Origin of the sequence: Pseudomonas kairouanensis, assembly GCF_004682055.1 — a bacterium.
In the GTDB taxonomy this organism is placed as follows: domain Bacteria; phylum Pseudomonadota; class Gammaproteobacteria; order Pseudomonadales; family Pseudomonadaceae; genus Aquipseudomonas; species Aquipseudomonas kairouanensis.
Map to the genome: position 1 here is coordinate 15,093 of NZ_QUZU01000052.1, position 25,694 is coordinate 40,786.

Annotated in this window: 17 protein-coding genes and 1 pseudogene; 14 read left to right on the forward strand and 4 right to left on the reverse strand. The window is 62.0% G+C overall.

The features are described from left to right. Positions 1 to 153: 153 nt before the first annotated feature. On the reverse strand, positions 154 to 1,797 hold the full coding sequence (aceF, locus tag DYL59_RS27335) for a dihydrolipoyllysine-residue acetyltransferase (RefSeq protein ID WP_135291944.1): 1,644 nt from the start codon (positions 1,795 to 1,797) through the stop codon (positions 154 to 156). Positions 1,798 to 1,808: 11 nt separating this feature from the next. Continuing rightward, a complete protein-coding gene (gene aceE, locus DYL59_RS27340; RefSeq protein WP_135291945.1) occupies positions 1,809 to 4,454 on the reverse strand; it encodes a pyruvate dehydrogenase (acetyl-transferring), homodimeric type in 2,646 nt (881 codons plus the stop codon). A gap of 383 nt (positions 4,455 to 4,837) precedes the next feature. On the opposite strand from aceE, the gene glnE reads away from it, so the two are divergent. The 12 genes from glnE to DYL59_RS27405 all read left to right on the forward strand — a co-directional run bounded on the left by glnE (position 4,838) and on the right by DYL59_RS27405 (position 19,681). Beyond that, positions 4,838 to 7,777, forward strand: a complete 2,940-nt coding sequence (glnE, locus tag DYL59_RS27345) for a bifunctional [glutamate--ammonia ligase]-adenylyl-L-tyrosine phosphorylase/[glutamate--ammonia-ligase] adenylyltransferase (protein WP_135291946.1) — start codon at positions 4,838 to 4,840, stop codon at positions 7,775 to 7,777. A gap of 188 nt (positions 7,778 to 7,965) precedes the next feature. After that, positions 7,966 to 9,000, forward strand: coding sequence for a lipopolysaccharide heptosyltransferase II (gene waaF / locus DYL59_RS27355; protein WP_135291947.1), 1,035 nt, complete (start codon positions 7,966 to 7,968; stop codon positions 8,998 to 9,000). Position 9,001: 1 nt separating this feature from the next. Next, positions 9,002 to 10,063 (forward strand): lipopolysaccharide heptosyltransferase I, encoded by a 1,062-nt coding sequence (waaC, locus tag DYL59_RS27360; RefSeq protein WP_135291948.1) that lies wholly within the window; start codon positions 9,002 to 9,004, stop codon positions 10,061 to 10,063. Further along, a complete protein-coding gene (locus DYL59_RS27365; RefSeq protein WP_135291949.1) occupies positions 10,063 to 11,187 on the forward strand; it encodes a glycosyltransferase family 4 protein in 1,125 nt (374 codons plus the stop codon). The genes waaC and DYL59_RS27365 overlap by 1 nt, the downstream gene beginning before the upstream one ends. After that, positions 11,184 to 11,990 (forward strand): lipopolysaccharide core heptose(I) kinase RfaP, encoded by an 807-nt coding sequence (rfaP, locus tag DYL59_RS27370; RefSeq protein ID WP_135291950.1) that lies wholly within the window; start codon positions 11,184 to 11,186, stop codon positions 11,988 to 11,990. The genes DYL59_RS27365 and rfaP overlap by 4 nt, the downstream gene beginning before the upstream one ends. Then, complete coding sequence (locus tag DYL59_RS27375; protein ID WP_135291951.1) at positions 11,990 to 12,724, forward strand: lipopolysaccharide kinase InaA family protein; 735 nt, start codon at positions 11,990 to 11,992, stop codon at positions 12,722 to 12,724. The genes rfaP and DYL59_RS27375 overlap by 1 nt, the downstream gene beginning before the upstream one ends. Beyond that, positions 12,721 to 13,473, forward strand: coding sequence for a lipopolysaccharide kinase InaA family protein (locus DYL59_RS27380; protein ID WP_135291952.1), 753 nt, complete (start codon positions 12,721 to 12,723; stop codon positions 13,471 to 13,473). Before DYL59_RS27375 ends, DYL59_RS27380 begins: the two co-directional genes overlap by 4 nt. Next, a complete protein-coding gene (locus DYL59_RS27385) occupies positions 13,473 to 14,915 on the forward strand; it encodes a lipopolysaccharide kinase InaA family protein (protein WP_135291953.1) in 1,443 nt (480 codons plus the stop codon). The genes DYL59_RS27380 and DYL59_RS27385 overlap by 1 nt, the downstream gene beginning before the upstream one ends. 453 nt (positions 14,916 to 15,368) lie before the next feature. Continuing rightward, on the forward strand, positions 15,369 to 16,295 hold the full coding sequence (locus DYL59_RS27390; RefSeq protein ID WP_420359310.1) for a sugar ABC transporter substrate-binding protein: 927 nt from the start codon (positions 15,369 to 15,371) through the stop codon (positions 16,293 to 16,295). After that, positions 16,295 to 17,815 carry a sugar ABC transporter ATP-binding protein gene (locus DYL59_RS27395; protein WP_135291955.1) on the forward strand — a complete coding sequence of 507 codons (1,521 nt, stop codon included), beginning with the start codon at positions 16,295 to 16,297 and terminating at the stop codon, positions 17,813 to 17,815. The genes DYL59_RS27390 and DYL59_RS27395 overlap by 1 nt, the downstream gene beginning before the upstream one ends. Next, the gene (locus DYL59_RS27400) at positions 17,808 to 18,755 is read left to right on the forward strand and encodes an ABC transporter permease (RefSeq protein WP_135291956.1); all 948 of its coding nucleotides are present in this window, start codon (positions 17,808 to 17,810) and stop codon (positions 18,753 to 18,755) included. Before DYL59_RS27395 ends, DYL59_RS27400 begins: the two co-directional genes overlap by 8 nt. Beyond that, positions 18,755 to 19,681 (forward strand): ABC transporter permease, encoded by a 927-nt coding sequence (locus DYL59_RS27405; protein ID WP_135291957.1) that lies wholly within the window; start codon positions 18,755 to 18,757, stop codon positions 19,679 to 19,681. The genes DYL59_RS27400 and DYL59_RS27405 overlap by 1 nt, the downstream gene beginning before the upstream one ends. Before the next feature lie 6 nt (positions 19,682 to 19,687). Here the strand turns inward: DYL59_RS27405 and DYL59_RS27410 are convergent, their stop codons facing one another. Then, positions 19,688 to 21,061: a hypothetical protein gene (locus DYL59_RS27410; protein WP_135291958.1), complete on the reverse strand. Its 1,374-nt coding sequence runs from the start codon at positions 21,059 to 21,061 to the stop codon at positions 19,688 to 19,690. Positions 21,062 to 21,117: 56 nt separating this feature from the next. Next, complete coding sequence (locus DYL59_RS27415) at positions 21,118 to 23,205, reverse strand: TonB-dependent receptor family protein (protein WP_135291959.1); 2,088 nt, start codon at positions 23,203 to 23,205, stop codon at positions 21,118 to 21,120. 256 nt (positions 23,206 to 23,461) lie between these two features. Between DYL59_RS27415 and DYL59_RS27420 the strand changes: the two genes are divergently transcribed. Then, positions 23,462 to 25,219, forward strand: coding sequence for a carbamoyltransferase family protein (locus DYL59_RS27420; RefSeq protein ID WP_122485498.1), 1,758 nt, complete (start codon positions 23,462 to 23,464; stop codon positions 25,217 to 25,219). Continuing rightward, positions 25,203 to 25,694, forward strand: a pseudogene (locus DYL59_RS27425) (glycosyltransferase); the annotation flags it as partial. The gene DYL59_RS27420 and the pseudogene DYL59_RS27425, both read left to right, overlap by 17 nt.

Consider the following 25,694-nt stretch of genomic DNA (forward strand, 5'->3'; position numbering starts at 1 on the left):
TCAATCGGGGTGATGGAAGGTGTACAAGCCTGTTTTTCTTGTCCAATAAACAGGCAAAAAAAGCCCCGCCAAGTGGCGGGGTTGAGGTACGAGCGTGGCGCTCGGAAATCGGTACAACCAGGCCACCCCGGTGAAAGGGCGGCCCGTTGAGGTTTACAGCAAGATGGTACGGATGTCGTTGAGCAGTTGGCTCAGGCGCTGCGTGAAGCGTGCAGCGGCGGCGCCGTTGATCACACGGTGATCGTAGGACAGCGACAGTGGCAGCATCAGCTTCGGCTGGAACGCTTTACCGTCCCAGACCGGCTGGATAGTGGCCTTGGACACACCCAGGATCGCCACTTCCGGCGCGTTGACGATTGGCGTGAAGCCCGTACCGCCAATGTGACCGAGGCTGGAGATGGTGAAGCACGCGCCCTGCATGTCGTCCGGGGTGAGCTTCTTGTCGCGGGCCTTGGCAGCCAGTGCAGCGGCCTCAGCGGCCAGTTGCAGCAGGCTCTTCTGGTCGACGTTCTTGATGACCGGTACCAGCAGGCCATCTGGGGTGTCTACCGCGAAGCCGACGTTCACGTACTTCTTGCGAATGATCGCCTTGCCGCTTGGTGCCAGCGAACTGTTGAAGTCCGGCAGCTCCTTGAGCAAGTGTGCGCAGGCCTTGAGCAGCAGCGGCAGCACGGTCAGTTTCACGCCGGCCTTCTCGGCCACGGCTTTCTGCGCAACGCGGAAAGCTTCCAGGTCGGTGATGTCGGCCTGGTCGAACTGAGTGACGTGCGGGATGTTCAGCCAGCTGGCGTGCAGACCTGCCGCGCCGATTTGCATCAGGCGGGTCATCGGCACTTCTTCGGTTTCGCCGAAGCGGCTGAAGTCCACGGTGCGGATCGGCGGAATGCCCGAACCACCGGTAGCGCCGCCGGCAGCCGGCGCTTCCTTGGCCTTTTGCATCATGTTCTTGACGTAGACCTGCACGTCTTCTTTCAGCACGCGACCGTGAGGGCCGCTGGCCGCAACGGCGCTCAGCTCGACGCCGAACTCGCGGGCCAGCTGACGCACTGCCGGGCCTGCATGAACCTTGGCGCCGCTTGGCGCAGGTGCAGCAGCCACTGGCGCCGGAGCGGCCTCAGCTTTTGCAGCAGGTGCAGGGGCGGCGGCAGCGGGTGCAGCTTCAGCCTTGGCAGCAGGAGCCGCAGCAGGTGCAGGAGCAGCAGCCGGCGCAGCGCCTTGTACTTTGAGCTTGAGGATGAAGTCACCGGTGCCGACTTCGTCTTCGAGCTTGACCGCAATGCTTTCCACCACGCCGGCAGCCGGCGAAGGGATTTCCATGGAGGCCTTGTCGGACTCCAGGGTGATCAGCGACTGGTCGGCTTCGACGGTATCGCCGACTTTAACCAGCAGCTCAATGATCTTGGCCTTGCCCGACGAACCGATATCCGGGACGTGAATGTCCTGAACAGAGGCCGCAGCAGGAGCCGCAGCCGGGGCCGCTGGGGCCTCGGCTGGCTTCTCGGCAGGCGCCGGTGCAGCAGCGGCAGCCGGAGCGGCCGCTGGCGCAGGGGCCGCATCAGCGGCACCTTCGATTTCCAGTTCCAGCAGTTCGTCGCCTTCTTTCAGGCGGTCGCCCAGCTTCACTTTCAGGCTCTTGACCACACCGGCCTTGGGAGCAGGGATTTCCATGCTCGCCTTGTCCGATTCCAGGGTCAGGATGCTCTGGTCGGCTTCGACGGTGTCGCCGACCTTCACAAATAGCTCGATTACTTCACCTTCACCGCTGCCGATGTCAGGTACGCGAATGAGTTCGCTCACAAAAAATCTCCTCAGCAGTCCAGTGGGTTGCGTTTTTCCGGGTTGATCCCGAACTTGACGATAGCGTCAGCCACCACCTTAGGTTCGATCTCACCACGGTCAGCCAAGGCTTCCAGGGCTGCCAACACCACGAAGTGACGGTCGACTTCGAAGAAGTGACGCAGCTTCTTGCGGCTGTCACTGCGGCCGAAACCGTCGGTGCCCAGGACTTTGAATTCCTTGGACGGGACCCACTGGCGAATTTGTTCGGCGAACAGCTTCATGTAGTCGGTGGAGGCAATGACTGGACCCTTACGGCCGGCCAGGCACTCTTCGACGTAGCTCTTCGCTGGCTTTTGACCAGGCTTGAGGCGGTTGCTGCGCTCTACGGCCAGGCCGTCGCGACGCAGTTCGTTGAAGCTGGTGACGCTCCACACGTCGGCGCCGACGTTGAACTCTTCACGCAGGATCTTCGCCGCTTCACGCACTTCGCGCAGGATGGTGCCGGAGCCCATCAGCTGTACGTGGTGCGCTGCTTCCTTGGTGTCTTCTTCGAGCAGGTACATGCCCTTGATGATGCCTTCTTCCACGCCAGCCGGCATTGCAGGCTGCTGGTAGGACTCGTTCATCACGGTGATGTAGTAGAAAACGTCCTGCTGCTCTTCGGTCATCTTCTTCATGCCGTCCTGGATGATCACCGCCAGCTCATAGCCGTAGGTTGGATCAAAGGTGCGGCAGTTCGGGATGGTGGCAGCCAGGATGTGGCTGTGACCGTCTTCGTGTTGCAGGCCTTCGCCGTTCAGCGTAGTCCGGCCGGCGGTACCGCCGATCAGGAAGCCACGGGTACGGCTGTCGCCTGCTGCCCACGCCAGGTCGCCAATGCGCTGGAAGCCGAACATCGAGTAGAAGATGTAGAACGGCAGCATCGGCTGGTTGTGGCTGGAGTACGAAGTACCGGCAGCGATGAAGGAGCTCATGGCGCCCGCTTCGTTGATGCCTTCTTCGAGGATCTGGCCTTTCTTGTCTTCCTTGTAGAACATCACCTGGTCTTTATCGACTGGCTCGTAGAGCTGGCCGACGGAGGAGTAGATGCCCAACTGACGGAACATGCCTTCCATACCGAAGGTACGGGCTTCGTCCGGGATGATCGGGACGATGCGCGGGCCGATGTCCTTGTCCTTGACCAGCTGCGCCAAAATACGCACGAAGGCCATGGTGGTGGAGATTTCGCGGTCGCCCGAACCATCCAGGATGGCCTTGAGGGTGCTCAAGTCTGGGGTCGGCACGCTGAAGCTGTTGGCGCGGCGCTGTGGCACGAAACCGCCCAGTGCAGTGCGACGCTCGCTCAGGTAGCGGGCTTCGGCGCTGTTTGGCTCTGGCTTGAAGAACGGCAGGTCTTCCAGCTCTTCGTCTTTTACCGGGATGTCGAAGCGGTCACGGAACAACTTCAGGCTTTCAACATCAACCTTCTTGGTGTTGTGCGCAGTGTTCTTCGCTTCGCCGGCACCGGTGCCATAACCCTTGATGGTCTTGGCCAGGATGACGGTCGGTTGTTCTTTGTGGTTGACCGCTTCGTGGTACGCCGCGTAGACCTTGTACGGGTCGTGGCCGCCACGGTTGAGTTTCCAGATCTCGTCGTCGGACAGGTCCGCAACCATCGCCTTGAGTTCAGGCGTGTTGAAGAAGTGTTCACGTACGAACGCGCCGTCTTTGGCCTTGTAGTTCTGGTACTCGCCGTCGATGACTTCGTCCATGCGACGTTGCAGGATACCGTCGACGTCCTTGGCCAGCAGTGGGTCCCAGAAACGGCCCCAGATGACTTTGGTCACGTTCCACTGGGCACCACGGAACACGCCTTCGAGTTCCTGGATGATCTTGCCGTTGCCGCGAACCGGGCCGTCAAGGCGCTGCAGGTTGCAGTTGATGACGAAGATCAGGTTGTCCAGCTTCTCACGGCCAGCCAGGGAGATGGCACCCAGGGATTCCGGCTCGTCACACTCGCCGTCGCCCAGGAAGCACCAGACTTTCTGCTTGCCTTCAGGGATGAAGCCACGGGCTTCCAGGTACTTCATAAAGCGTGCCTGGTAGATCGCCTGGATCGGGCCCAAGCCCATCGATACAGTCGGGAACTGCCAGAAATCAGGCATCAGCCAAGGGTGCGGGTAGGACGACAGGCCCTGACCGTCCACTTCCTGGCGGAAGTTGTTCATTTGTTCTTCGCTGATGCGACCTTCCATGAACGCACGGGCGTAGACGCCTGGCGAGGTGTGGCCCTGGAAGTAGATCAGGTCGCCGCCGTGCTCGTCGGTCGGGGCCTGGAAGAAGTAGTTGAAGCCGATGTCATACAGGGTTGCGCTGGAAGCGAAGCTGGAGATGTGACCGCCCAGGTCCGAATCTTTCAAGTTCGTGCGCATTACCATCGCCATGGCGTTCCAACGTACCAGCGAGCGAATGCGGCGTTCCATGAACAGGTCGCCAGGCATGCGTGCTTCGTGGGTAACGGGGATGGTGTTGCGGTATGGCGTAGTGATGGCGTAAGGCAATTGCGAACCGCTGCGGGTTGCGAGTTCGCCCATACGGGTCATCAGGTAGTGAGCACGGTCTTCGCCTTCTTTGTCGAGAACCGATTCCAGGGCGTCCAGCCATTCCTGGGTTTCGACGGGATCGAGGTCTTGCATGGCTTGCTCCAGGGCGGAAAGGCTACCAGAATCGGTTGCCTGAAGTTTGCGACTGGCCTTGTGGGCAGACGACATAAATTCTTGGATGGCCGAAGGTTGCTTCGGCGTCCTGTAGTTTTACTACAAATCGTCGGCCATTTCAGCCTTTCGAATGTATATACGAGTAGTAAAACTACACAAGACTGAGCGTATGGCTCGGTCTGGCTGGTGAGCATAATCGTTATTGTTGATCTTTTGCGAACAAGAAAAGGTGAAAGCTTGATGTTTGCTGCCAAAATGAAATTAATTTCAGCTATTTCTAACCTTTGTTCGACAGTCCTTCACCGAGCGTGGTTCTGGCGTTCACAACAAGTAGCCAATTACGCGCCGATCAAGGATAGACCATGAGCATTCCAACGCTGGCCCAATTGCCGGCCATTCTCCTGCCAAAAGCCCAGCGCGCCGAGCAGTCATTCCGTGACGCGGTGGCCACGCTGGACGACGATCATGGACTTTCTGCGTGGACGCCGCAACGGTGGGCCGATTTCGTCCGCGTGTGCGCCGCCAGTGATTTTGTGATTGAACAGAGTGTTCGTGACCCTTTGATGTTGCTGGAACTGGTGGCCTGGGGTGAACTGGACCGAGGCTTTGCCCCCGGCGAGCTGTGCGGGCAAATCGCAGGCGCCGTGCAACAGGCGCAAACCGAAGATGAACTGGGCCGCGTCCTGCGTCGCCAGCGCACGCGTCAGCAAGTGCGCATCATCTGGCGCGACCTGACCCGCCAGGCCGACCTGGTGCAAACCTGTCGCGACCTCTCCGACATGGCCGACGCCAGCATCGACCAGGCCTACCAATGGCTGTACCAGCGCCATTGCGTGCAGTTCGGCACGCCCACCGGGCGACGCAGCGGCGAGCCGCAGCAGATGGTCATCCTCGGCATGGGCAAGCTCGGCGCGGTGGAATTGAACCTGTCGTCGGACATCGACCTGATCTTCGCCTACCCCGAAGGTGGCGAAACCGTGGGTGTGAAGCGCGCCTTGGACAACCAGGAGTTTTTCATCCGTCTTGGTCAAAAACTGATCAAGGCCCTCGACCCAATGACCGTCGATGGCTTCGTATTCCGCGTGGATATGCGCCTGCGGCCTTACGGCTCTGCCGGTGCGCTGGTGCTCAGCTTCAACGCGCTGGAGCAGTACTACCAGGACCAGGGCCGCGACTGGGAACGCTACGCCATGATCAAGGCGCGGGTGGTGGCCGGTGATCAGGTGGCCGGTGCGCAACTGCTGGAAATGCTCCGCCCTTTCGTTTACCGGCGCTACCTGGACTTTTCCGCCATCGAAGCGCTGCGCACCATGAAGCAGTTGATCCAGCAGGAAGTGCGGCGCAAGGGCATGGCCGACAACATCAAACTGGGCGCGGGCGGCATCCGCGAGGTGGAGTTTATCGCCCAGGCGTTCCAACTGATCCACGGCGGTCGCGACCTCAGCCTGCAGCAGCGCCCCCTGCTTAAAGTGCTGGGCACCCTGGAGGGCCAGGGCTACCTGCCACCGGCGGTGATCAGCGAACTGCGCGATGGCTATGAATTCCTGCGTTACACCGAACATGCGATCCAGGCGATTGCCGACCGCCAGACCCAGATGCTCCCGGACAGCCCCGAAGACCAGGCGCGCATTGCCTTTATGCTGGGCTTTGACGACTGGGCCGCGTTCCATGAGCGCCTGATGTACTGGCGTGGTCGGGTGGACTGGCACTTCCGCCAGGTCATCGCCGACCCGGATGAAGAAGAGGGCGAAGAAAGCGAATTGGTCGTAGGTGGTGAGTGGCTGCCGCTGTGGGAAGAATCCCAAGATGAAGAGGCGGCCTGCCGTCAATTGGCCGAAGGTGGTTTCAGCGACGCGACCAAGGCCCTCAAGGCCCTGGCCGGCCTGCGCAACAGCCCGCAATTGCGCGCCATGCAGCGTCTCGGTCGTGAGCGCCTGGATGCGTTTATCCCGCGCTTGTTGGCCCAGGCGGTCGAGCACGCCAACCCGGACCTGGTGCTGGAGCGTGTATTGCCGCTGGTGGAAGCCGTGGCGCGGCGTTCTGCCTACCTGGTGCTGCTCACGGAAAACCCCGACGCCCTGCGCCGCCTGCTGACCCTGTGCGCCGCCAGCCCGTGGATTGCCGAGCAGATCACCCGCTTCCCGCTGCTGCTGGACGAATTGCTCAACGAAGGCCGCCTGTTCAAGCCACCGTTGGCGCCGGAACTGGCTGCCGAGTTGCGCGAGCGGCTCACGCGCATCCCCGAGGATGACCTTGAGCAGCAAATGGAAGCCCTGCGCCACTTCAAGCTGGCTCACCGCCTGCGCGTAGCCGCTTCGGAAATCGCCGGCAGCCTGGCGTTGATGAAAGTCAGCGATTACCTCACCTGGCTCGCCGAAGCCATCCTCGAACAAGTGCTGGCCCTGGCCTGGCGCCAGACCGTGGCGCGCCACGGCTCGCCGCAGCGGTTGGACGGCACCCTGTGCGACCCAGGGTTCATCATTGTCGGGTACGGCAAGGTCGGCGGCATCGAACTGGGGCATGGTTCGGACCTGGACCTGGTGTTTATCCACGATGGCGACCCGCAAGCCGAAACCGATGGCGCCAAGCCGATCGACGGCGCGCAGTTCTTCACGCGCCTGGGCCAGCGCATCATTCACCTGCTGACCACCCAGACCAACTCCGGCCAGTTGTACGAAGTGGATATGCGCCTGCGACCCTCCGGCGCATCGGGGCTTTTGGTCAGTTCCCTCGGCGCATTTGACCGCTATCAGCAAAATGAAGCCTGGACCTGGGAGCATCAGGCCCTGATCCGCGCGCGGGTGCTGGTGGGCAGCCCGGATGTGGGCCTGGCGTTCGAGCAGGTACGGGCCAAGGTGTTGGGGCGCGAGCGCGACCTGGACACCCTGCGCCAGGAGGTCAGCGAGATGCGCGCCAAGATGCGCGACAACCTGGGCACCAAGGCGACCCTGGCCGGTACCGGCACGAATGCCTTCGAGGCCACGGCGCTGTTCGACCTCAAGCAGGACGCCGGAGGTATCGTCGATATTGAATTTATGGTGCAATACGCGGCTTTGGCGTGGTCTGCGCAACATCCGTCGTTGCTGCGCTATACCGACAATATCCGCATTCTGGAAGGCTTGGAGCAGGTGGGGTTGATGCCCGCCGCCGATGCCCATCTGCTGCGCGAGGTGTATAAGGCCTACCGTTCCGCCGCGCACCGCCAGGCCTTGCAAAACGAGGCCGGTACGGTCGCCGGGGATCAGTTCGCCGACGAACGGCGCCAAGTGATGCGAATCTGGAAAGAACTGGGGTTAAGCTGAAACTCGATTAATTGTGGGAGCGGGCTTGCTCGCGAAAGCGGTATATCAGTCAATCTTTTCAGTGACTGACACTGCGTTTTCGCGAGCAAGCCCGCTCCCACACACAGCTAGTACCGGGCTAACCATGACCTACAGTAATTATCGAGGCGGGGAGGCATAAGCCTCCCCGCATCGTTTGTGGAAACTACATGAATATTCTGATCGTTGGGCCCAGCTGGGTCGGTGACATGGTGATGGCGCAGACACTGTTCCAGTGCCTGAAACAACGTCATCCCGACTGCCAGATCGACGTGCTCGCCCCCGAGTGGAGCCGCCCGATCCTTGAACGCATGCCCGAGGTGCGCGCGGCCTTGAGCTTCCCGCTCGGCCATGGCGCCCTGGAGCTGGCGACCCGTCGGCGCATCGGTAAATCCCTGGCTGGCCAGTATGACCAGGCGATCCTGCTGCCCAACTCGCTCAAGTCGGCGCTGGTGCCGTATTTTGCCGGCATCCCCAAGCGCACCGGCTGGCGCGGCGAATTCCGCTACGTGCTGCTCAACGACGTACGCACCCTGGACAAAGCCCGCTACCCGCTGATGATCGAGCGCTTCATGGCCCTGGCCTATGCGCCGGGGGCCGAATTGCCCAAGCCTTATCCACGCCCGAGCCTGCAGATTGATCCGGTGAGCCGCGACGCGGCCCTGGCCAAGTTCGGCCTGAGCCTGGACCGCCCGGTGTTGGCCCTGTGCCCCGGCGCTGAGTTTGGCGAGTCCAAGCGCTGGCCGTCGGAGCATTACGCCAAGGTCGCCGAGGCCAAGATCCGTGAAGGCTGGCAGGTGTGGCTGTTTGGTTCGAAGAAGGACCATCCGGTGGGCGAAGACATTCGCCAGCGCCTGATCCCCGGCCTGCGTGAGGAGTCGGTCAACCTCAGTGGCGAAACGTCCCTGGCCGAAGCCATCGACCTGCTTTCTTGCGCCGACTCGGTGGTGTCCAACGACTCCGGGCTGATGCATGTGGCCGCTGCCCTGAACCGCCCCTTGGTGGCGGTGTACGGCTCCACCTCGCCGGGCTTCACCCCGCCGTTGGCCGACAAGGTCGAAGTGGTGCGCCTGGGCCTGGACTGCAGCCCATGCTTTGAGCGCACCTGCCGTTTTGGCCACTACAACTGCATGCGCCAACTGCTGCCGCAGCCGGTGAACGAAGCCTTGCAGCGCCTGCAGAGCCCTACGGACGAGGTCCGCTAGTTTGCGCGTATTGGTAGTCAAGACCTCATCCCTGGGCGACGTGATCCACGCCTTGCCGGCACTGACCGACGCCGCGCGGGCGATCCCCGGCATTCGCTTTGACTGGGTGGTGGAAGAAGGCTTCGCCGAGATCCCCACCTGGCACCCGGCGGTGGACAAGGTGATCCCGGTGGCGATTCGTCGCTGGCGCAAGAACCTCTGGCAGACCATCAAGAGCGGCGAATGGCGGCGCTTCAAGCAGCAGGTCCAGTCGACCAAATATGATTTGGTGATCGACGCCCAGGGCCTGTTCAAGAGCGCCTGGCTGACCCGCTACGTGCGCGCCCCGGTGGCGGGCTTCGATAAAGATTCCGCCCGCGAACCCATCGCTGCGCGTTTCTACTCGCGGCGCCTGGCCGTGGCCCGTGGGCAGCACGCGGTGGAACGGCTGCGCCAGCTGTTCGCGGTGGCCCTGGGTTATGACTTGCCCAAGGCCCTGGGTGACTACGGCTTGAGCACTGAGAAGCTGCTCGGCCTGCCGCCGAAAAAGCCCTTCGTGCTGCTGCTGCACGGCACCACCTGGGACACCAAACACTGGCCTGAAGCCTACTGGCGCGAGCTGGCCGAACGCATGGGCCGCCTGGGTGTGGACGTAAAACTGCCCTGGGGCAACGCCGCCGAAAAAGCCCGCGCCGAACGCCTGGCCCAAGGCCTGAGCAACGCCGAAGTGCTGCCCAAGCTGAACCTGGCCGGCGTGGCCCGTGTACTGGCCGGCGCCCGCGCCTGCGTGGCGGTAGACACCGGCCTCGGCCACCTGGCCGCCGCGCTGGACGTGCCGACCATCTCGCTGTTCGGCCCCACCAACCCAGGGTTGACCGGTGCCTACGGCAAGGGTCAGATCCATCTGGGTAGCGACTTCCCCTGTGCGCCGTGCCTGCAAAAAACCTGTACCTATCAACCGACGGCCGACGATCTGCGTCGGTTCGACGTCAAGCGCGAGTCGCCCCTGTGCTTCACGCGCCTGAACCCTGAACGTGTGGCCAGCCGACTGAGCACGTTGTTATTGGCTGAGGAGCTGCACTGATGCAACTGGCTTTTGTTCTGTACAAATACTTCCCCTTCGGTGGCTTGCAGCGCGATTTCATGCGCATCGCCCTGGAGTGCCAGCAGCGCGGCCACAGCATTCGCGTGTACACGCTGATCTGGGAGGGCGACATCCCGCCCGGTTTCGAAGTGCTGGTGGCACCGGTCAAGGCGTTCTTCAACCATCGGCGCAACGAGAAGCTCAGTGCGTGGATGGAAGCCGACCTGGCCAAGCGCCCGGTGGATCGCTTGATCGGCTTCAACAAAATGCCCGGCCTGGACGTGTACTACGCCGCCGACGGCTGCTTTGAAGACAAGGCGCAAAACCTGCGTCACGGGCTATACCGTTATTTTGGCCGCTATAAGCACTTTGCCGAGTACGAGCGCGCGGTGTTCGCCAAGGACGCCAAGACCGAAGTGCTGATGATCTCCGAAGTGCAGCAGCCACTGTTCATCAAGCACTACGACACGCCGCTGGAGCGCTTCCACCTGCTGCCGCCGGGCATTGCCCAGGACCGCCGCGCACCGCCCAATGCCGCTGAAATTCGCGAGGGTTTCCGCAAGGAGTTCAACCTGGGCGATGACGATCTGCTGCTGGTGCAGATCGGCTCGGGCTTCAAGACCAAGGGCGTCGACCGTAGCCTCAAGGCCGTGGCGGCGTTGCCCTCGGCGTTGAAAAAACGCACGCGCCTGTTTGTAATCGGCCAGGACGACCCCAAGGTATTCCAACTGCAAAGCGCGACGCTGGGCCTGGGGGATAACGTGCAGTTCCTCAAGGGCCGCAGCGATATCCCGCGTTTTCTGCTGGGCGCCGACCTGTTGATTCACCCTGCATACAACGAAAACACCGGTACCGTGTTGCTCGAAGCCCTGGTGGCCGGGCTGCCGGTGCTGGTCTCGGCGGTGTGTGGGTATGCCCATTACATCAGCGAGGCCGATAGCGGGTTGGTGCTGGACGAGCCGTTCGACCAGAGCCAGCTCAACCAATACCTGGCGCATATGCTCACCGACACTGCACAGCGCGCGGCCTGGGGCCGCAATGGGTTGGCCTTCGCCGAGACGGCCGACCTCTACAGCATGCCGCAGCACGCTGCGGATGTGATTCTGGCGGAGCCTAAACGATGAAGTTGATTCTTGCCGAACCGTTCAAGACCTTATGGGCCGGGCTTGATGCCTTTGCCGAGGTCGAGAAACTGCAAGGCGAAGTATTCCGCGAACTGGCGGCGCGCCGCACGTTGCGCACCGTGGTGGAAGGCCGCCCGTATTTCGTGAAGATCCACCGTGGCATCGGCTGGGGTGAGATCTTCAAGAACCTGATCACCGCCAAGCTGCCTGTATTGGGTGCGGGCCTTGAGTGGGCGGCGATCCATCGCCTGCAGGACCTCGGCGTACCCACCATGACCGGCGTGGCCTTTGGCGAAAAAGGCAGCAACCCGGCCGACCAGCACTCGTTCATCATCACCGAAGAACTGGCGCCGACCCTGAGCCTGGAAGACGTGACCCTCAACTGGGTGGCCGAACCGCCGGCCCCTGCGTTGCGTCATGCCCTTACCTTCGAGCTGGCGCGTATGGTCGGCGACATGCACCGGGGCGGCGTCAACCACCGCGACTGTTACCTGTGCCATTTCCTGCTCGACACCTCCAAACCCATCGACGCCCGCGACATCAAGCTCTCGGTGATCGACCTGCACCGCGCCCAACTGCGTGCCCATCTGCCGCTGCGCTGGCGCGACAAGGACCTCTCGGCGCTGTACTACTCGGCGCTCGATATCGGCCTGACCCGGCGCGACAAACTGCGCTTTCTCAAAAGCTACTTCCGCCAGCCGTTGCGCCAGGTCCTGGCCGAACAGTCGGCGTCGTTGAGCCTGATGCAGCGCAAGGCCGACAAGCTCTATGCACGTAAGCTGCGTTACGGGGATGCGATCTGATGGCGGGTTGGAACCTGGAACCTGCTTACGCCAACCTGGCGGATGACTTTGGCAGCCTCGAAGCGGTCTTCGCCCTGCAAGGCGAGCGGCTGACCCGTGACCCGTTGTCGGAAGTGATCCGCGTGGAGCGTGGTGGGGTCAACTACTACGTCAAGCGCTACACCGGCGCCGGCAAGGGCTTGCGGCGCTACCTGGGCAAGCCGCGGGTGAAGTCCGAATGGCAGAACCTCAAGCGCTTCGCCAAGTGGGGGATTCCCACCGCCGACGTGGTGGCCTGGGGTTTGGAGCGCAAGGGCCTGGCTTACGATCGGGGGGCGATGATCACCCGTGAGTTGCCTCGTACCGAAGACCTGTCGGTGCTGGCCGACCGCAATGATGCGCGTCTGCGCGACCCCAAATGGGTCGATGCGGTGAGCCGCCAGCTCGCCGAATACACGCGCACCATGCACGATCACCGCTTTACCCATAACGATTTGAAGTGGCGCAACCTGCTGATCGACGATCAGTCGACCCTGTACCTGATCGATTGCCCCAACGGCGATTTCTGGCGCGGGTTCTGGCTCAAGTACCGCATCACCAAGGACTTGGCCTGCCTGGACAAGGTGGCCAAGTATCACCTGTCGGCCACCCAGCGCCTGCGTTTCTACATGCAGTACCGCCAGCGCCGACACCTGAGTGCTTCGGACAAACAGCGTATTCGCCATGTGGTGAAGTTTTTTGAGGGACGCGAATGAGTGATTTCCTGGCGGCTGAAGACCGTGCTCTGTTGGAGCGCCATGGCCTCGCCACGTTCGATGCGCTGTGGGCCAAGCAATTGGATGCAGTGGACGAACCCAACACCAGCCGAGGCGGCTGGAGCAGCGTGTTTCGCCTGGAGCTGGACGGCCATGGTTATTACCTTAAGCGTCAGAGCAACTACCTGACGCGCAGCCTGCACCGACCGTTTGGCGAGCCGAGTTTCTCCCGCGAGTTTCGCAATATCAGCCGTTACCGCAAACTCGGTATTCCGGCGTTGCAGGCCGCGTTCTATGGCGAGCGCAAGGTGGCGGGCGAGCACCGCGCCATGCTGCTGACCCGCGCCCTGGACGGCTGGAATGACCTGGATTCGTTGCTGGGCGAGTGGTCGCAACTGAGCGACGCCCAACACCGTGCGATCCTGCTGGCCTGCGGTCAGCTGGCTCGCCAGTTGCACAGTGTTGGCCAAGTGCACGGCTGTTTTTACCCCAAGCATATTTTTCTGCGGGCCACGGGCGACGGGTATGCCGCGCAGTTGATCGACCTTGAAAAAACCCGCCCACTGCTGTTCGGCTGGCGGGACCGGGTCAAGGACCTGGAACCGTTGTTGCGTCGCGCACCACAATGGTCGGATGCACAGGTGCGCCAACTGTTGGCGGCTTACCTCGATCAGCCGGACAAAAGCGCGCTGGTTGCTACCTGGTACCAGCGCCTGAGTGCCCGCCGTAGCCACAAGGAAAACCGTTGATGCGTTTGTCCGAGCTGAAAACCGCCGGCCGTACCCCATCTCTGCCGCTGACGATCGAGCTGGCCGATGCAGCGGGCCCTGGCCAACTGCAACTGTTGAGCCTGCTGCGGGTTCTGCCCGGTGAGCGTTACGTGGGCGCGGCGGTGTGGCGCGGCCGACCGGTACTGGCCAAATTGTTGGTGGGCAGCAAGGCGGCGCGGCATTTTCAGCGTGAGCTGGCGGGCGTGCGCCTGCTGGCCGAGCAAGGCCTGACCACGCCACCACTGCTGGCCGACGGTTTGCAGGACGGCGAGGGCGGCTGGCTGCTCTTCGAGTTTCTCGACGGCGCCGAAAGCCTGGCCGATGCCTGGCAGGCGGTGGAAAACCTGGCGCCGTTGGCCGACGAGCAAACCACCGTGCTGGCCGAAGCGTTGGGCGCGATTGCGCACATGCACACCCAGGGCCTGTGGCAGGAAGACCTGCACCTGGACAACCTGCTGCGCCACGACGGCAAACTGTATTTGATCGATGGCGCCGGCATTCGCGCCGAAGAAGCCGGCAAGCCACTGTCACGCAACCGCGTGCTGGAAAACCTCGGTGTGTTCTTCGCCCAGTTGCCAAAAAGCCTCGAACCCTTTACCGAAGAGCTGCTGGTGTATTACCTGTTGAGCAACGGTGAGCACGCCTTGCCGTTGGAAGCCCTGGAAAAGCAGGTGCGCAAGGTCAGCGCCTGGCGGTTGAAGGATTTGCTCAACAAAGTCGGCCGCGAGTGCACCTTGTTCAGCGTATTGCGCGGGCCATTCGCCCTACGCGCAATCCGTCGCGAAGAAGAGGCCGCGTTGCTGCCGGTGCTGGAACAGGCCGACACCCTGCTGGGCCAAGGCCACCTGTACAAGACCGGTGGCGCCGCTACGGTCGCCCGCGTTGAAGCGGCAGGTCGCCCGTTGGTGATCAAGCGCTACAACATCAAAGGGGTTGCCCACTGGCTCAAGCGCTTCTGGCGCCCCAGCCGTGCCTGGCATTCCTGGCGCGAGGGCAACCGCCTGACCTTCCTGGGCATCGCCACGCCCAAGCCGCTGGCCGTGCTGGAAAAGCGCTTTTTCTGGCTGCGCAGCCGGGCGTACCTGATAACCGAGCACCTGGCGGGGCCGGACATCATCGAGCGCTTTGCGCCCTATGTTGAGAACGGCGATGCCCCGGAAGATGAATTGCTGGCCCTGGATCATCTGTTCGCCGAACTGATCCGCGAGCGCATCAGCCATGGCGACTTCAAGGGGCATAACCTGTTTTGGGACAAGGACCGCTGGTCGCTGATCGACCTGGATGCCATGCGCCAACACACCTCCGTCGCCAGCTTCGCTGCGGCCTATGCCAAGGACCGTTCGCGGTTCATGCGCAACTGGTCGCCGGAGAGTGCGCTGTACAAGCTGATTGATCAGCGTTTGCCCAAGCAGGTGCACTGAACATCCAGGCAGGGCCAGGCTTGTGTGGGAGATTCTATGTTGCAGGGCAAGCCTGCCCTCAGCATCTGAATCTGCGCCAAGCTCGAAATACAGGCACACCGCCAATCTCCTGTGGGAGCGGGCTTGCTCGCGAAGGCGGTGGTTCAGGCGCAGGATATCTGCCAGCAGTACCACCGCCTTCGCAGCCTCGCTAAAGCTCGACAGCTCCCACATTTGACCGAGTTGGGCCAGATAACAAAGGTGTTGGCTGAGCAACAGCAATCGGACAGTTGGTGGGCAATCGCGACAGGCTGCTTTTGCTAAATCTAGCTATCTAACTGATATATAGGCATAAAAATCCTGGCACGGGCTCTGCAATGCCTTCCGGTGAACCCTTTCACCGGTCTTGCAGCGGAGCCCTGTATGCCTTCCAGCCTTTCCTCGCTTTCCCGTTTGATCTGCCTTGGCGCCGCGATGCTGCTGAGCTGCGCAGCCCACGCCGCCGACGACGCCGACGTGCCGTCCCTGGCGGGCAAGCGCATCGCGGTGAGCATGACCGGCACCAGTCACTATTTTGATATCAAGGCGTTCCAGGCCCAGGTCGATGAGATCAAGCGCCTGGGGGGCACGCCCATCACCCTGGACGCGGGGCGCAACGACAAGAATCTGGTGACCCAGCTGCAAACCGTGGTCACCCAGAAGCCCGATGCGGTGATCCAGACCCTCGGCACCCTCAGTGTCATCGACCCCTGGCTCAAGCGCATCAGCAAGGCCGGAATTGCGCTGTTCACCATCGACGCGCCGTCGCAGTACAGCCTGAACAACACCACCTCCGATAACGTCGCCACCGGCAAGGCCCTGGCCGATCAATTGATCAAGGACAGCGGCGGCAAGGGCAAGATCCTGGTGTTCAACGGCTTCTACGGCGTGCCGGTGTGTGCGATCCGTTATGACCAGTTGAAGCTGGCGCTCAAGGATTACCCGCAACTTGAAATTATTCAGCCTGAACTGCGTGATGTGATCCCCAACACCGTGCAGGACGCCTATTCCCAGGTGTCGGCGCTGCTCAACAAATACCCGGCGGGCAGTGTCTCGGCGATCTGGTCGGCGTGGGATATCCCGCAACTCGGCGCGAGCAAGGCGTTGATCGATGCCAAGCGCACCGAGATCAAAACCTACGGCGTCGATGGCACCCCCGAAGTGCTGGCGCTGCTTGGCCAGGCCAATTCGCCAGTGGGCGCGGTGGTGGCGCAGCAACCGGCGCTGATCGGCAAGACCGCCGTACAGAATGTGGCGCGTTACCTGGCTGGGCAACGTGACCTGCCCAAGGAAACCCACGTGCCGACGCTGCTGACCACTGCGGGCAACCTGGCGCAGGTCCAGCAACTGCGGGGTGACTGATGACGGCGTTGCACCTGCACAACCTGCACAAGCGCTTCGGCGCTACCCTGGCGCTGGATGGCGCGAGCCTCAAGGTGGAGCGCGGCACCATCCATGGCCTGGTGGGCGAGAACGGTGCCGGCAAGTCCACGTTGATCAAGGTGCTGGCTGGCATCCACAAGGCCGACGCGGGGCAGGTGAGCATCGACGGCCGGGCGTACGCGGCGCTGTCGCCGCGCCAGGTCGATCAATTGGGCGTGCAGTTCATCCACCAGGAGCGGCTGCTGCCTGCCAGTTTTACCGTGGGCGAGGCGCTGTTTTTCGGGCATGAATTGCGCTGGGGGCCGTTCGTGGATCGGCGTCGCCAGCAGCGCGAAGCGGACCGATTGCTGGCGCAGTATTTTGATCTGCAATTGCCGGCCGGTGCGCGGGTGGGCGAGTTGAGCAGCGCCGAGCGCCAAGTGCTGCAAATCACTCGGGCGTTGATTCGCCAGCCAAAGATCCTGGTGTTCGATGAGCCCAGCGTGGCACTGGTCAAGCGTGAGGTCGACCAGTTGCTGCGTATCGTCAAGCGCCTGCGTGATCAGGGCTTGTCCATCTTGTATATCTCCCATTACCTGCAAGAGATCGACAGCCTGTGCGACGAGGTGACGGTGCTGCGCAATGGTCGCGATGTGGCGGTGGTAGCGCCCCGGCATACGTCCAGTGCCGAGATCGCGCGGCTGATGGTCAACCGCGAAGTGCAAGAGATGTACCCCAAGGCGACGGTCGAATTGGGCGAGCCTTTATTGCAGGTGCGGGGGCTGAGCCTGGCGCGGCGTTATCGGCAGATCGACCTGGAGGTGCGTCGCGGTGAAATTGTGGGGCTCACCGGGTTGGTGGGCTCGGGCGCCAAGGAACTGTTCAAGACCCTGTTTGGTGTGGAGCGCGCGGACAGCGGCAGCATCCACCTGGGCGGGCGCCTGCTGCGCCTGCGGTCACCGGGCGAGGCGATTGCCGAGGGCATCGCGCTGGTGCCGGAAGAACGCCGCAGCCAGGGCATCGCGCCGGAGTTGTCGGTACTGGAGAACCTGACGCTGGCCGGGCTTGGGCGGTTTACCCGTTGGGGCTTGCTGAGTCGTCGCCGGGAGCAGGCCGAGAGCCTGCGCTTGATCGATGAACTGGCAATCAAGGCGCCTGGCCCGCAGGCCGCTGTCAGCCAATTGAGCGGGGGCAACCAGCAGAAAGTCGCCTTAGGCAAATGGCTGAGCCGCCGCTCGGCGGTGTACTTGCTGGACGAGCCTTGTGTGGGCGTGGATGTGGGCGCCAAGGTGGAGATTTATCGTTTGATCGGGCGGCTGGTGGAAGAGGGGGCGGCAGTGCTGGTGTTGTCGTCGGACTTGCCTGAACTGCTGGGAATCAGCGATCGGATCCTGGTGTTGCATCGCGGCGAGATCGCTGGCGAGTTCCGGGCGGGGGAGGCAGACAGCGATCAGTTGCTGGCCTGCGCCACTGGAGCCGTGCCTGCTGCTGCACCTGTGCGAGAGGTCGAACATGCTTGAGGCGATTCTGCGGCGCGGTTCGGTGGGGGTGTTCCTGGCGATCCTGGTGGGGTTCGCCGTGGCTGCGCCGAACTTCTTGTCGGTGGGCAATGTGGCCAATGTGTTCAGCCAGTCGGCAATTCTTGGCGTGCTGGCATTCGGGCTCACCTGCGTGATCATCGGCGGGGGTTCGAATGTGGTGGCCGGTGGGCTGGACTTGTCGCTCGCGGCCAACCTGGGGTTGTGTGCGGCGGTGTTCAGTCGCCTCAACAATGCCGGGTTGGACCTGTGGCAGTCCCTGCCGCTGACCTTGGCCTGTGGCCTGGCGGTCGGCCTGCTCAATGGCTTGGCGGTGGTGGTGCTGCGCTTGCCGCCGCTGTTGGCGACCCTGGCGAGCATGAACGTGTTGGCCGGGTTGGAACTGGTGCTGACGGAAAACACCGTGGTGTCCACCGATTCGCCGCTGCTGGATCTGCTCAGCGGCGGCACCTGGCTGGGCGTGCCGGCCCTGGCCTGGGTGTTGCTGCTCACGGCGGGTGTGTTGACGCTGTTGATCCAGCATTCGGCCTACGGACTGCGCTTGCATGCGGTGGGTGAATACCCCCAGGCCGCGCAAGCTGCAGGCATTCGGGTGCCGGGCTACGTGCTGTCCAGCTACGCGCTGTCGGGGCTGTGTGCGGCGCTGGCGGCGTTGTGCTCGGCGGCGTTTTTCAGCGGCAGCACCACAGGCTCCGGCGACATGCTGCTGTCGGTGGTGGCGATTGCCTTCCTTGGCGTGGTGTTTTCCCGAAGGCTGGTGGCGAGCATTCCGGGCACCTTGCTCGCGGCGTTGCTGATCGGCTTTTTGATCAATGGTTTTCAACTGCTCAATGTGTCGAGCTTCTGGGTCAATGGCGTGCAGGGCGTGTTGATCTTGTTGGTGGTGGCTGCGTCCAGTGCGTTGAATCGAGGAGCCCGCTGATGAATCTGCGTGCGTTGTTACCGCTGACCTTGCCGCTGGTGTTTGCGCTGATCGTCGTGGTGTTTGCCCTACAGGCGCCAGGCTTCTTGAGCGGCGGTAACTTGAAAAGCCTGGTGCTGAATAATTTCGTGCTGCTGGCGATTGTGGCCATCGGCATGACGTACGCCGTGGCAGCCGGGGGCATCGACCTGTCGGTGGGCACGGCGCTGGATTTCGCCAGTTTCAGTTTTGTGGTGTTGCTCAATGGTGGGCATGGCTGGGCATTTGCCGCGACCGGCGCTTTGCTTGCCGCATTGCTGGTGGGCGGGGTGAATGCAGGCCTGATTGCTGGGCTGCGGATCAGTCCGTTCCTCGCCACCTTGGGCACTTTGTTTATCGGCACCAGCGCTCAGCAACTGCTTTCGGATGGCGGCCAGCCGATCTACATCACCCAAGGTTTAAAGCCTGAACTGACAGGGCTCACGCCGCTGTTGATCGTCTTGGGCCTGGCATTGTTTTACGGCTTGGCGTTGGCCCGTGGTCGCCTGGGCCGTGAGCTGCTGGCCCAGGGCACCCAGCCGTTGCTGGCGTATTACTCGGGGCTGTCGGTGCGGCGTATCGTCACCGTGGTGGCCTTGGCGACCGCACTGGCGTGCGGGGTGGCGGGGGTGCTGCTCAGCACGACGGTCAGCGCCTACGTGCCACTGTCTGGCAACGCGTTTTTGCTCAACGCCATCGGCGCGGTATTTATCGGCACCACCTTGAGCCGACAGGGCCGGGCGAATATTCCCGGGACCCTGCTGGGGGTGTTGTTTATCAACGTGATTGCCAACGGCTTGCTGTTGATCGGCTGGAATTTCTACTGGCAACAGGTGGCGACCGGCGTGCTGATTTTTGCGGTGTTGACCTTCAGCTTTGCCAGTCGTCGCGTGCTGGAGCGTCACTGAAGCGGGTTATTCAGCCTTCACCAGGGTGGAACGCATTTTGAGGCTCGCGCTGTCGTTCTGGCTGGTGAAGAAATACCCATAATCCTGCAAGTAGAACTCGGTGCTGGTACCGCTGTATTTCTCACCGGTGATGGTGCAATTGAGCTCCTTGGCCGTACCGCTAAGGTCGCTGTTGATTTTGCTGGCGGGCAACTCGCGTTTCACCACGCAGCGGGTATTACGGATCAGCTCGCGATCATCCTGGGTGGTGGTGCGGTTCATTTCGACGGTGCTGTAGCCCAGGGTGGCGCCCACCGGCATCTGCTGCCAGTCGCCGATAAAACTCAGTTGCTGCAGGTGGCTGGCGGACGAGACATTGATCCCATCCATCTTGTATTGGCTCTGGAACGTGAGGTTGAACAGGCCGCGCCAGGTGGTGGTGGCGTAGGTTGAATACTCGGTGACGTTGCGGATGTTGAGTTGACCGCTTTGTGCCTTGGGTTCGAGGTAGAGGTCCATTTTCATGGGGCCGTAGCCCATGTCGCGCTTCTGCGTCAGATGACGGAGTGTCTTGCTGGGGGCGGGCATGCCCAGTGCGTTGATCGCCTGTTCAATGTCTGGCGAGATTGGGGCGGGGGTCAGTACGTATTCGGACTTGGTGCGCGCCGTGGCGTTGGGCAGTTGCGCGAGTGTTGGTGAGCACGCGGCCTTGAGCAGCGTTTGGGCGTCGGTCTCTGCGCTGCTGAATGGCTGGTCCTTCGGCGAGGTTTCGATGTTGCCGAAGGTCACTACGTTGTTTTCGTTCAGGCCGAACGTGGCCAGGGTGCGATAGACCTGGCGCCCGCAGCTGACCTGCCAGTGCAGGCGGGTCTGGGTGTAGGGCATCTTCTTGAGCTTGTTGGTGAGGATGAACGGCTCATCAATCGCAGCCCACACCTGCACGCTGTCACCCACGGTCTTGAGGCTGGCGCGGTCGATCAGCAACTGGCGCTCGGTGGCTGCGCCGCTGACAACCCGCCAGTCGGGGCGTGGTGTGGTGGCGCAGGCTTCGATGAATGCAGTGTTCTGCTTGAGATAACCCACCGCTTCTGGCGCGAAGGTGCGCATGACCGTAAAGCGCACGGGCTGACCGTTCGGCGCCAGGCTGCCTGGGGATTCCAGAAACAGCAGGCTCGCCTCTGGGGTGGCGCAGGAGGCCCGGACCTGGGCGATATCCGGTACGTTGGAGCCTTTGCTGGGCGTCACATGGACCTGGTAGCTCAGTACGTCACCGTCGCGCAGCACCGAATTTGCCAGGGGTGGCAGCTTGAGCAACTCGCCGAATTCGGGGCCGTTCTTGGCGGGTTTAAGGCTACAGCCAGTGAGCAGGCCGAGGGCGACGATAACGGCGAGGGGTTTCATGTGCGTTCCTTGCTGAAAAATGGATGGCTGTCCAACTCGGTCAAAATGTGGTGGCTTTAGAAGGTGTATTCGGCGCCAGCTCCTGCATACCACGAGCGGCCTGGGGCGGCTTCGTAGTAGCGGCTGTTGCTGTCGCCAACGATCACCGAGCCTACGTACTGGCGGTCCAGCAGGTTATCCAGGCGCAGGGTCTGGTGGAAGGTCCAGTGTTCGACTTTCTGTTCGAAGCGCGCACGCCAGTTGAACACGCTGTAGGCCGGGGCGGCGCGTTGGCTGTTGGTGTCTTCGACGTAGACCTTGCTGCGGTACATGCCTTCGATGGCGGTGCTGACCCAGTCGCGGGGCTTCCAGTTGAGTTCAGCGAACAGGGTGGTTTGTGGCACGCCGGGGAGGTAGTTGCCTTTGTCGACGGTATTGGCGCCGCTGACGAAGTCGCTGTCGTAGGTGGCTTGCAGGCGGGTGTAGGCGAGGTTGGTGCTCCACTGTTCGCTGAGTTGGCTTTCGATGCCCAGTTCGAAGCCGCGGCGCAGGGTACGGCCGGCGTTTTGGTAGCTGGTACGGCCTTGAAGGGATTGGCTGACCACCAGTTCATCTTCCGTGGTGATCTGGAACACCGCCGCGTTGATTCGCGTGTTGTTCACCTGAGCTTTGAGGCCCATTTCGTATTGAGTGCTTTCAGACGGTTTAAGGCCGAAGTTGAAACCTTCGACATTGCCCGGCGCGTAGGCCAATTCAGCCTGGGTCGGGGTTTCGAAACCTTTGCCCGCACTGACGTAACCGTGCAGCTCGGGCGTGAAGGCATACATCACGCTCATTGACGGGGTGTTTTTCTGGTAGGTCTTGCTACCGCTGGAGTCACCGTTGCTCAGGTATTGGTCGTCAACGTCCAGTTCCATGGTGCTATGGCGTACACCGGCTTGCAGGGTCCAGTTGCCCAAGGCCCAGTTGGCCTGAACGTAAGGGTCGAGGCTACGTGCGGTGTCGATCTCATCACGACGCAGCGCGCCTTTCACGCCCAAGGTGGTGCCGCTGTAGTTTTGATAGCCGTGGCGGCTGTCTTCGCTTTGGTCGAAGTCCAGGCCGGTGATGATCATCAGTTCGCCCGGCGCACTGTCGATGGGCTGCATCCAACGCACGCTGCCGCCGTAGAACTTACGGTCGAATTGCACCACGCCGCCACCGCGCTCGTTGGCCGGTGTGCCCTTGGGAATCGACAAGTACTGAATCACACTCCGCCGCCCCGTATACGCATTCACCTGCAACGTCGCATCGCCAAAATACCGCTCGTAATTGGTACCCAATTGCTGATGATCGATGCTTTTACGCGTGTTGTAGCTCAGCGCGCCGGCCGCCACCGAACGCGGGTCAGCCTTGTAGTCTTCCCACTTCTGCCCCAGCGGGTCTTGCGTGCCGTTCTGCTCCAGGCTGCTGTAGATCAGCGCCAGCTTGCTGTCGTCATCGGGCTGGAAGTTGAGCTTGGCGAAGGTCTGGTCGCGGCGGGCGCTGCTGTGGTCGCGGTAGCCGTCGGTGTCCATGCGTGATGCATCGAGCACAAAGCCTGCGCCGTTGGCGGCGCCTTCGGCGGTGAGGTGGTTCTTGCTCATGCCGTCACTGCCCACCAGGGTTTCGGCACCGATACGCGGCGGGCCTTCGCCGTCGCGGGAGAACATCTGGATCACACCGCCCGCGTTGCTGCCATACAGGGTGGCGGCCGGGCCGCGCAGCACTTCGATGCGCTCGGCGGTGTCGAGGTTGAAGGTGGCTGCCTGGCCCTGGCCATCCGGTGTACTGGCGGGAATGCCGTCGGCAATCAGCTTGAGGCCGCGTACGCCAAACGCCGAGCGGGCGCCAAAGCCGCGGGAGGAAATCTGCAGGTCCTGGGCATAGTTCTGGCGGTTCTGCACCACCAGGCCGGGCACGCGGGACAGGGCTTCGGAAGCGTTGATGCCAAGCTGGCCGTCGCTGATCTGCTCGCGGCTGATGCTGTCGACCGAGTAGGGCAGGTCGAACGTCGGGCTGGCGCTGCGCGAGCCGGTGACCACGCTGGGGTCGAGCACCAGCGGCGTGTCATCGCCCATCGCGGCGCTGCAAAAACCGAGCATGCCGGCGATAAGAGTGAAGTGAGCAGGACCAGCTTTTTTCATCAGGAAACCAGGTTGGGTGGGGCAAACGCGGGAGTCTAGCGATTGTTTCACGGTTTAACGAATCCTGAGGCCGCTACTTTAGAACCATCCCACCTGGCTTTGGGCCCATCCCTGTTCGGCTTGGTGCTTGCCGCTAACAGCTTCCCACCGCTTTTACGCTATAATCCCGCCCTTTAGCTGTTTCCTGCCCAGGCGGGAAGCACACTTTTTTCAGGCGCAACCCGCCTGCATGCAGACTAAAAGAGGCTAGACCCCTGTGGCATTGACGATTCTTGGCCTGTCCGGCGCCCTTAGCCATGATCCTTCCGCAGCCTTGTATATCGACGGCAAGCTGATCGCGGCCGCCGAAGAAGAGCGCTTCGTACGCGACAAGCATGCAAAGAACCGCATGCCCTACGAGTCGGCGAAGTTCTGCCTGGAACAAGCCGGTATCAAGCCTTCCGACGTTGACGTGGTCGCGATCCCTTTCGCGCCGATCAGCTTGTTCGGCGAGGCCCGCTGGCACTATGCCAAGCGTTACTGGTACGCCCCGGACCGCGCCCTCGACGCGATCCTGATGGGCAACCGTCGCTACAAGCGCTACCGCAACAAGATCGTCTGGTGCCTGGAGCAACTGGGCTTCGATCCAAAGAAAATCAAGATCGAACCGGTTGAACACCACCTGGCCCACGCCTCCAGCGCCTACCATTGCTCGGGCTTCCAGGAAAAAACCGCGATCCTCGGCATCGACGGTAAAGGTGAGTACGCCACCACGTTCTTCGGCTACGGCGAGAACGGCAAGATCCACAAGATCAAGGAATTCTACGACCCGGACTCCCTGGGCGGCCTGTACGGTGCGATCACCGAGTTCCTCGGTTTCGAGATGCTCGACGGCGAGTTCAAGGTGATGGGCATGGCGCCGTACGGCGACGCCAGCAAATACGACTTCTCGCGCCTGGCCTCCTTTGAGAACGGCGAGTTGGTGATCAACACCGACTACGCCAACGTCATCGGCCTGCGTCGTTATAAAGAGAAGGGCAAGGGGTTCTACTTCTCGCCAAAACTGATCGAGTGGCTGGGCCCGAAACGCGAAGGTGACATCGCCGACGAGCCGTACATCCACTACGCGGCCAGCATGCAAGCGCTGTTCGAGAAGCTGGCGCTGCAGATGATCGACCACTACCTGGGCGACATCCTCAAAGACACCGGCAAACTCGCCTTCGCTGGCGGTTGCGCGCTGAACGTGAAGCTGAACCAGAAGATCATTGCCCGCGACGACGTCAAGGAGTTGTTCGTGCAGCCGGCGTCTGGCGATGCCGGTACCGCGGTGGGCGCGGCGGCCTACGTGTCCCACGCCCGTGGTGTACCGGTGGAGAAGATGGAACACGTCTACCTCGGCCCGTCCTACAGCAACGAAGACGTGATCGCTGCGTGCGCCAAGCACGAGAGCAAGCCTGTGTGGCGCAAGATCGAGAACATGCCCCAGCGCATCGCCAAGATCATGGTCGACGGCAACCCGGTGGCCTGGTTCCAGGGCCGCATGGAGTTTGGCCCGCGTGCGTTGGGCGGTCGTTCGATCATCGGTTGCCCAAGTGCTACCGGCGTGGCAGACCGTATCAACCACCAGATCAAGTTCCGCGAGCGCTGGAGGCCTTTCTGCCCGTCGATGCTCGACACCGTGGCCCCACAGATGATCAAGGTCGATCACCCGGCGCCGTTCATGACCTTCACCTTTGAAGTGTCGGAAGAATGGAAAACCCGCGTACCGGAAGTGGTGCATGAAGATGGCACCTCCCGCGCCCAGGTGCTCAAGCGCGAATACAACCCGCGCTACTACGACATGATGAAAGAGCTGGAAGTACTCACCGGCAACGGCGTGTCCCTGAACACCTCGCTCAACCGTCGTGGCGAAGCGATGATCTGCTCGCCCAAAGACGCGCTGGACATGTTCTTCGGCTCCGACCTGCAGTACCTGATCATGGAAGACATTCTGGTGGTCAAGGACGGCGTGGACCCTTATGACACGCTCGGCTGATCGCCACGTCCTGCAGTTCTGCCACGGCTATGACGGGCCGTTCCTCGATTGCGCCCGTCAGTACGCCAGCCTGTTCGCAGGCTCGGGCTACAAGGTGACCACGGTGTTTCTCACCGGGGTCGCCGACCCTGAGGTGGCGGCTGGGTGTGCCTCGGATGAAGTGTTGTTCATGGAATACAGCTCCAAGGCCATTCGTGGCCTGAAGCTGAGCGCCATTGCCGAGATGCGCAAGATTGCCGCATCGCGCAATTTCAGCTTTTGCATCGCGCACCGGGCCAAGCCGATCTATGTCGCCTTGCTCGCGACAAAATTGCAGGTGATTGGCGTGCACCACGCCTTTGGTGATTACCAGCGCCGTGGCCGTCGCCTGTTTGCCTCTATCTTTCGCAAGCGCCTGAGCCTGTTGGGCGTGTCCGACGCTGTGCGCGATGACATTCGTCGCTGCTTGCCGAGCTGGCCGGCGGCGCGCATCCAG

What these genes read in the sequence shown, in the direction of transcription:
- DYL59_RS27400 (WP_135291956.1), top strand. Translation starts at nt 17,808, where the DNA reads ATGCTTGAGGCGATTCTGCGGCGCGGTTCGGTGGGGGTGTTCCTGGCG.
- DYL59_RS27385 (WP_135291953.1), top strand. Translation starts at nt 13,473, where the DNA reads ATGCGTTTGTCCGAGCTGAAAACCGCCGGCCGTACCCCATCTCTGCCG.
- waaF (WP_135291947.1), top strand. Translation starts at nt 7,966, where the DNA reads ATGAATATTCTGATCGTTGGGCCCAGCTGGGTCGGTGACATGGTGATG.
- DYL59_RS27405 (WP_135291957.1), top strand. Translation starts at nt 18,755, where the DNA reads ATGAATCTGCGTGCGTTGTTACCGCTGACCTTGCCGCTGGTGTTTGCG.
- DYL59_RS27365 (WP_135291949.1), top strand. Translation starts at nt 10,063, where the DNA reads ATGCAACTGGCTTTTGTTCTGTACAAATACTTCCCCTTCGGTGGCTTG.
- aceE (WP_135291945.1), bottom strand. Translation starts at nt 4,454, where the DNA reads ATGCAAGACCTCGATCCCGTCGAAACCCAGGAATGGCTGGACGCCCTG.
- DYL59_RS27410 (WP_135291958.1), bottom strand. Translation starts at nt 21,061, where the DNA reads ATGAAACCCCTCGCCGTTATCGTCGCCCTCGGCCTGCTCACTGGCTGT.
- DYL59_RS27375 (WP_135291951.1), top strand. Translation starts at nt 11,990, where the DNA reads ATGGCGGGTTGGAACCTGGAACCTGCTTACGCCAACCTGGCGGATGAC.
- DYL59_RS27390 (WP_420359310.1), top strand. Translation starts at nt 15,369, where the DNA reads ATGCTGCTGAGCTGCGCAGCCCACGCCGCCGACGACGCCGACGTGCCG.
- DYL59_RS27415 (WP_135291959.1), bottom strand. Translation starts at nt 23,205, where the DNA reads ATGAAAAAAGCTGGTCCTGCTCACTTCACTCTTATCGCCGGCATGCTC.
- glnE (WP_135291946.1), top strand. Translation starts at nt 4,838, where the DNA reads ATGAGCATTCCAACGCTGGCCCAATTGCCGGCCATTCTCCTGCCAAAA.
- rfaP (WP_135291950.1), top strand. Translation starts at nt 11,184, where the DNA reads ATGAAGTTGATTCTTGCCGAACCGTTCAAGACCTTATGGGCCGGGCTT.
- DYL59_RS27380 (WP_135291952.1), top strand. Translation starts at nt 12,721, where the DNA reads ATGAGTGATTTCCTGGCGGCTGAAGACCGTGCTCTGTTGGAGCGCCAT.
- DYL59_RS27395 (WP_135291955.1), top strand. Translation starts at nt 16,295, where the DNA reads ATGACGGCGTTGCACCTGCACAACCTGCACAAGCGCTTCGGCGCTACC.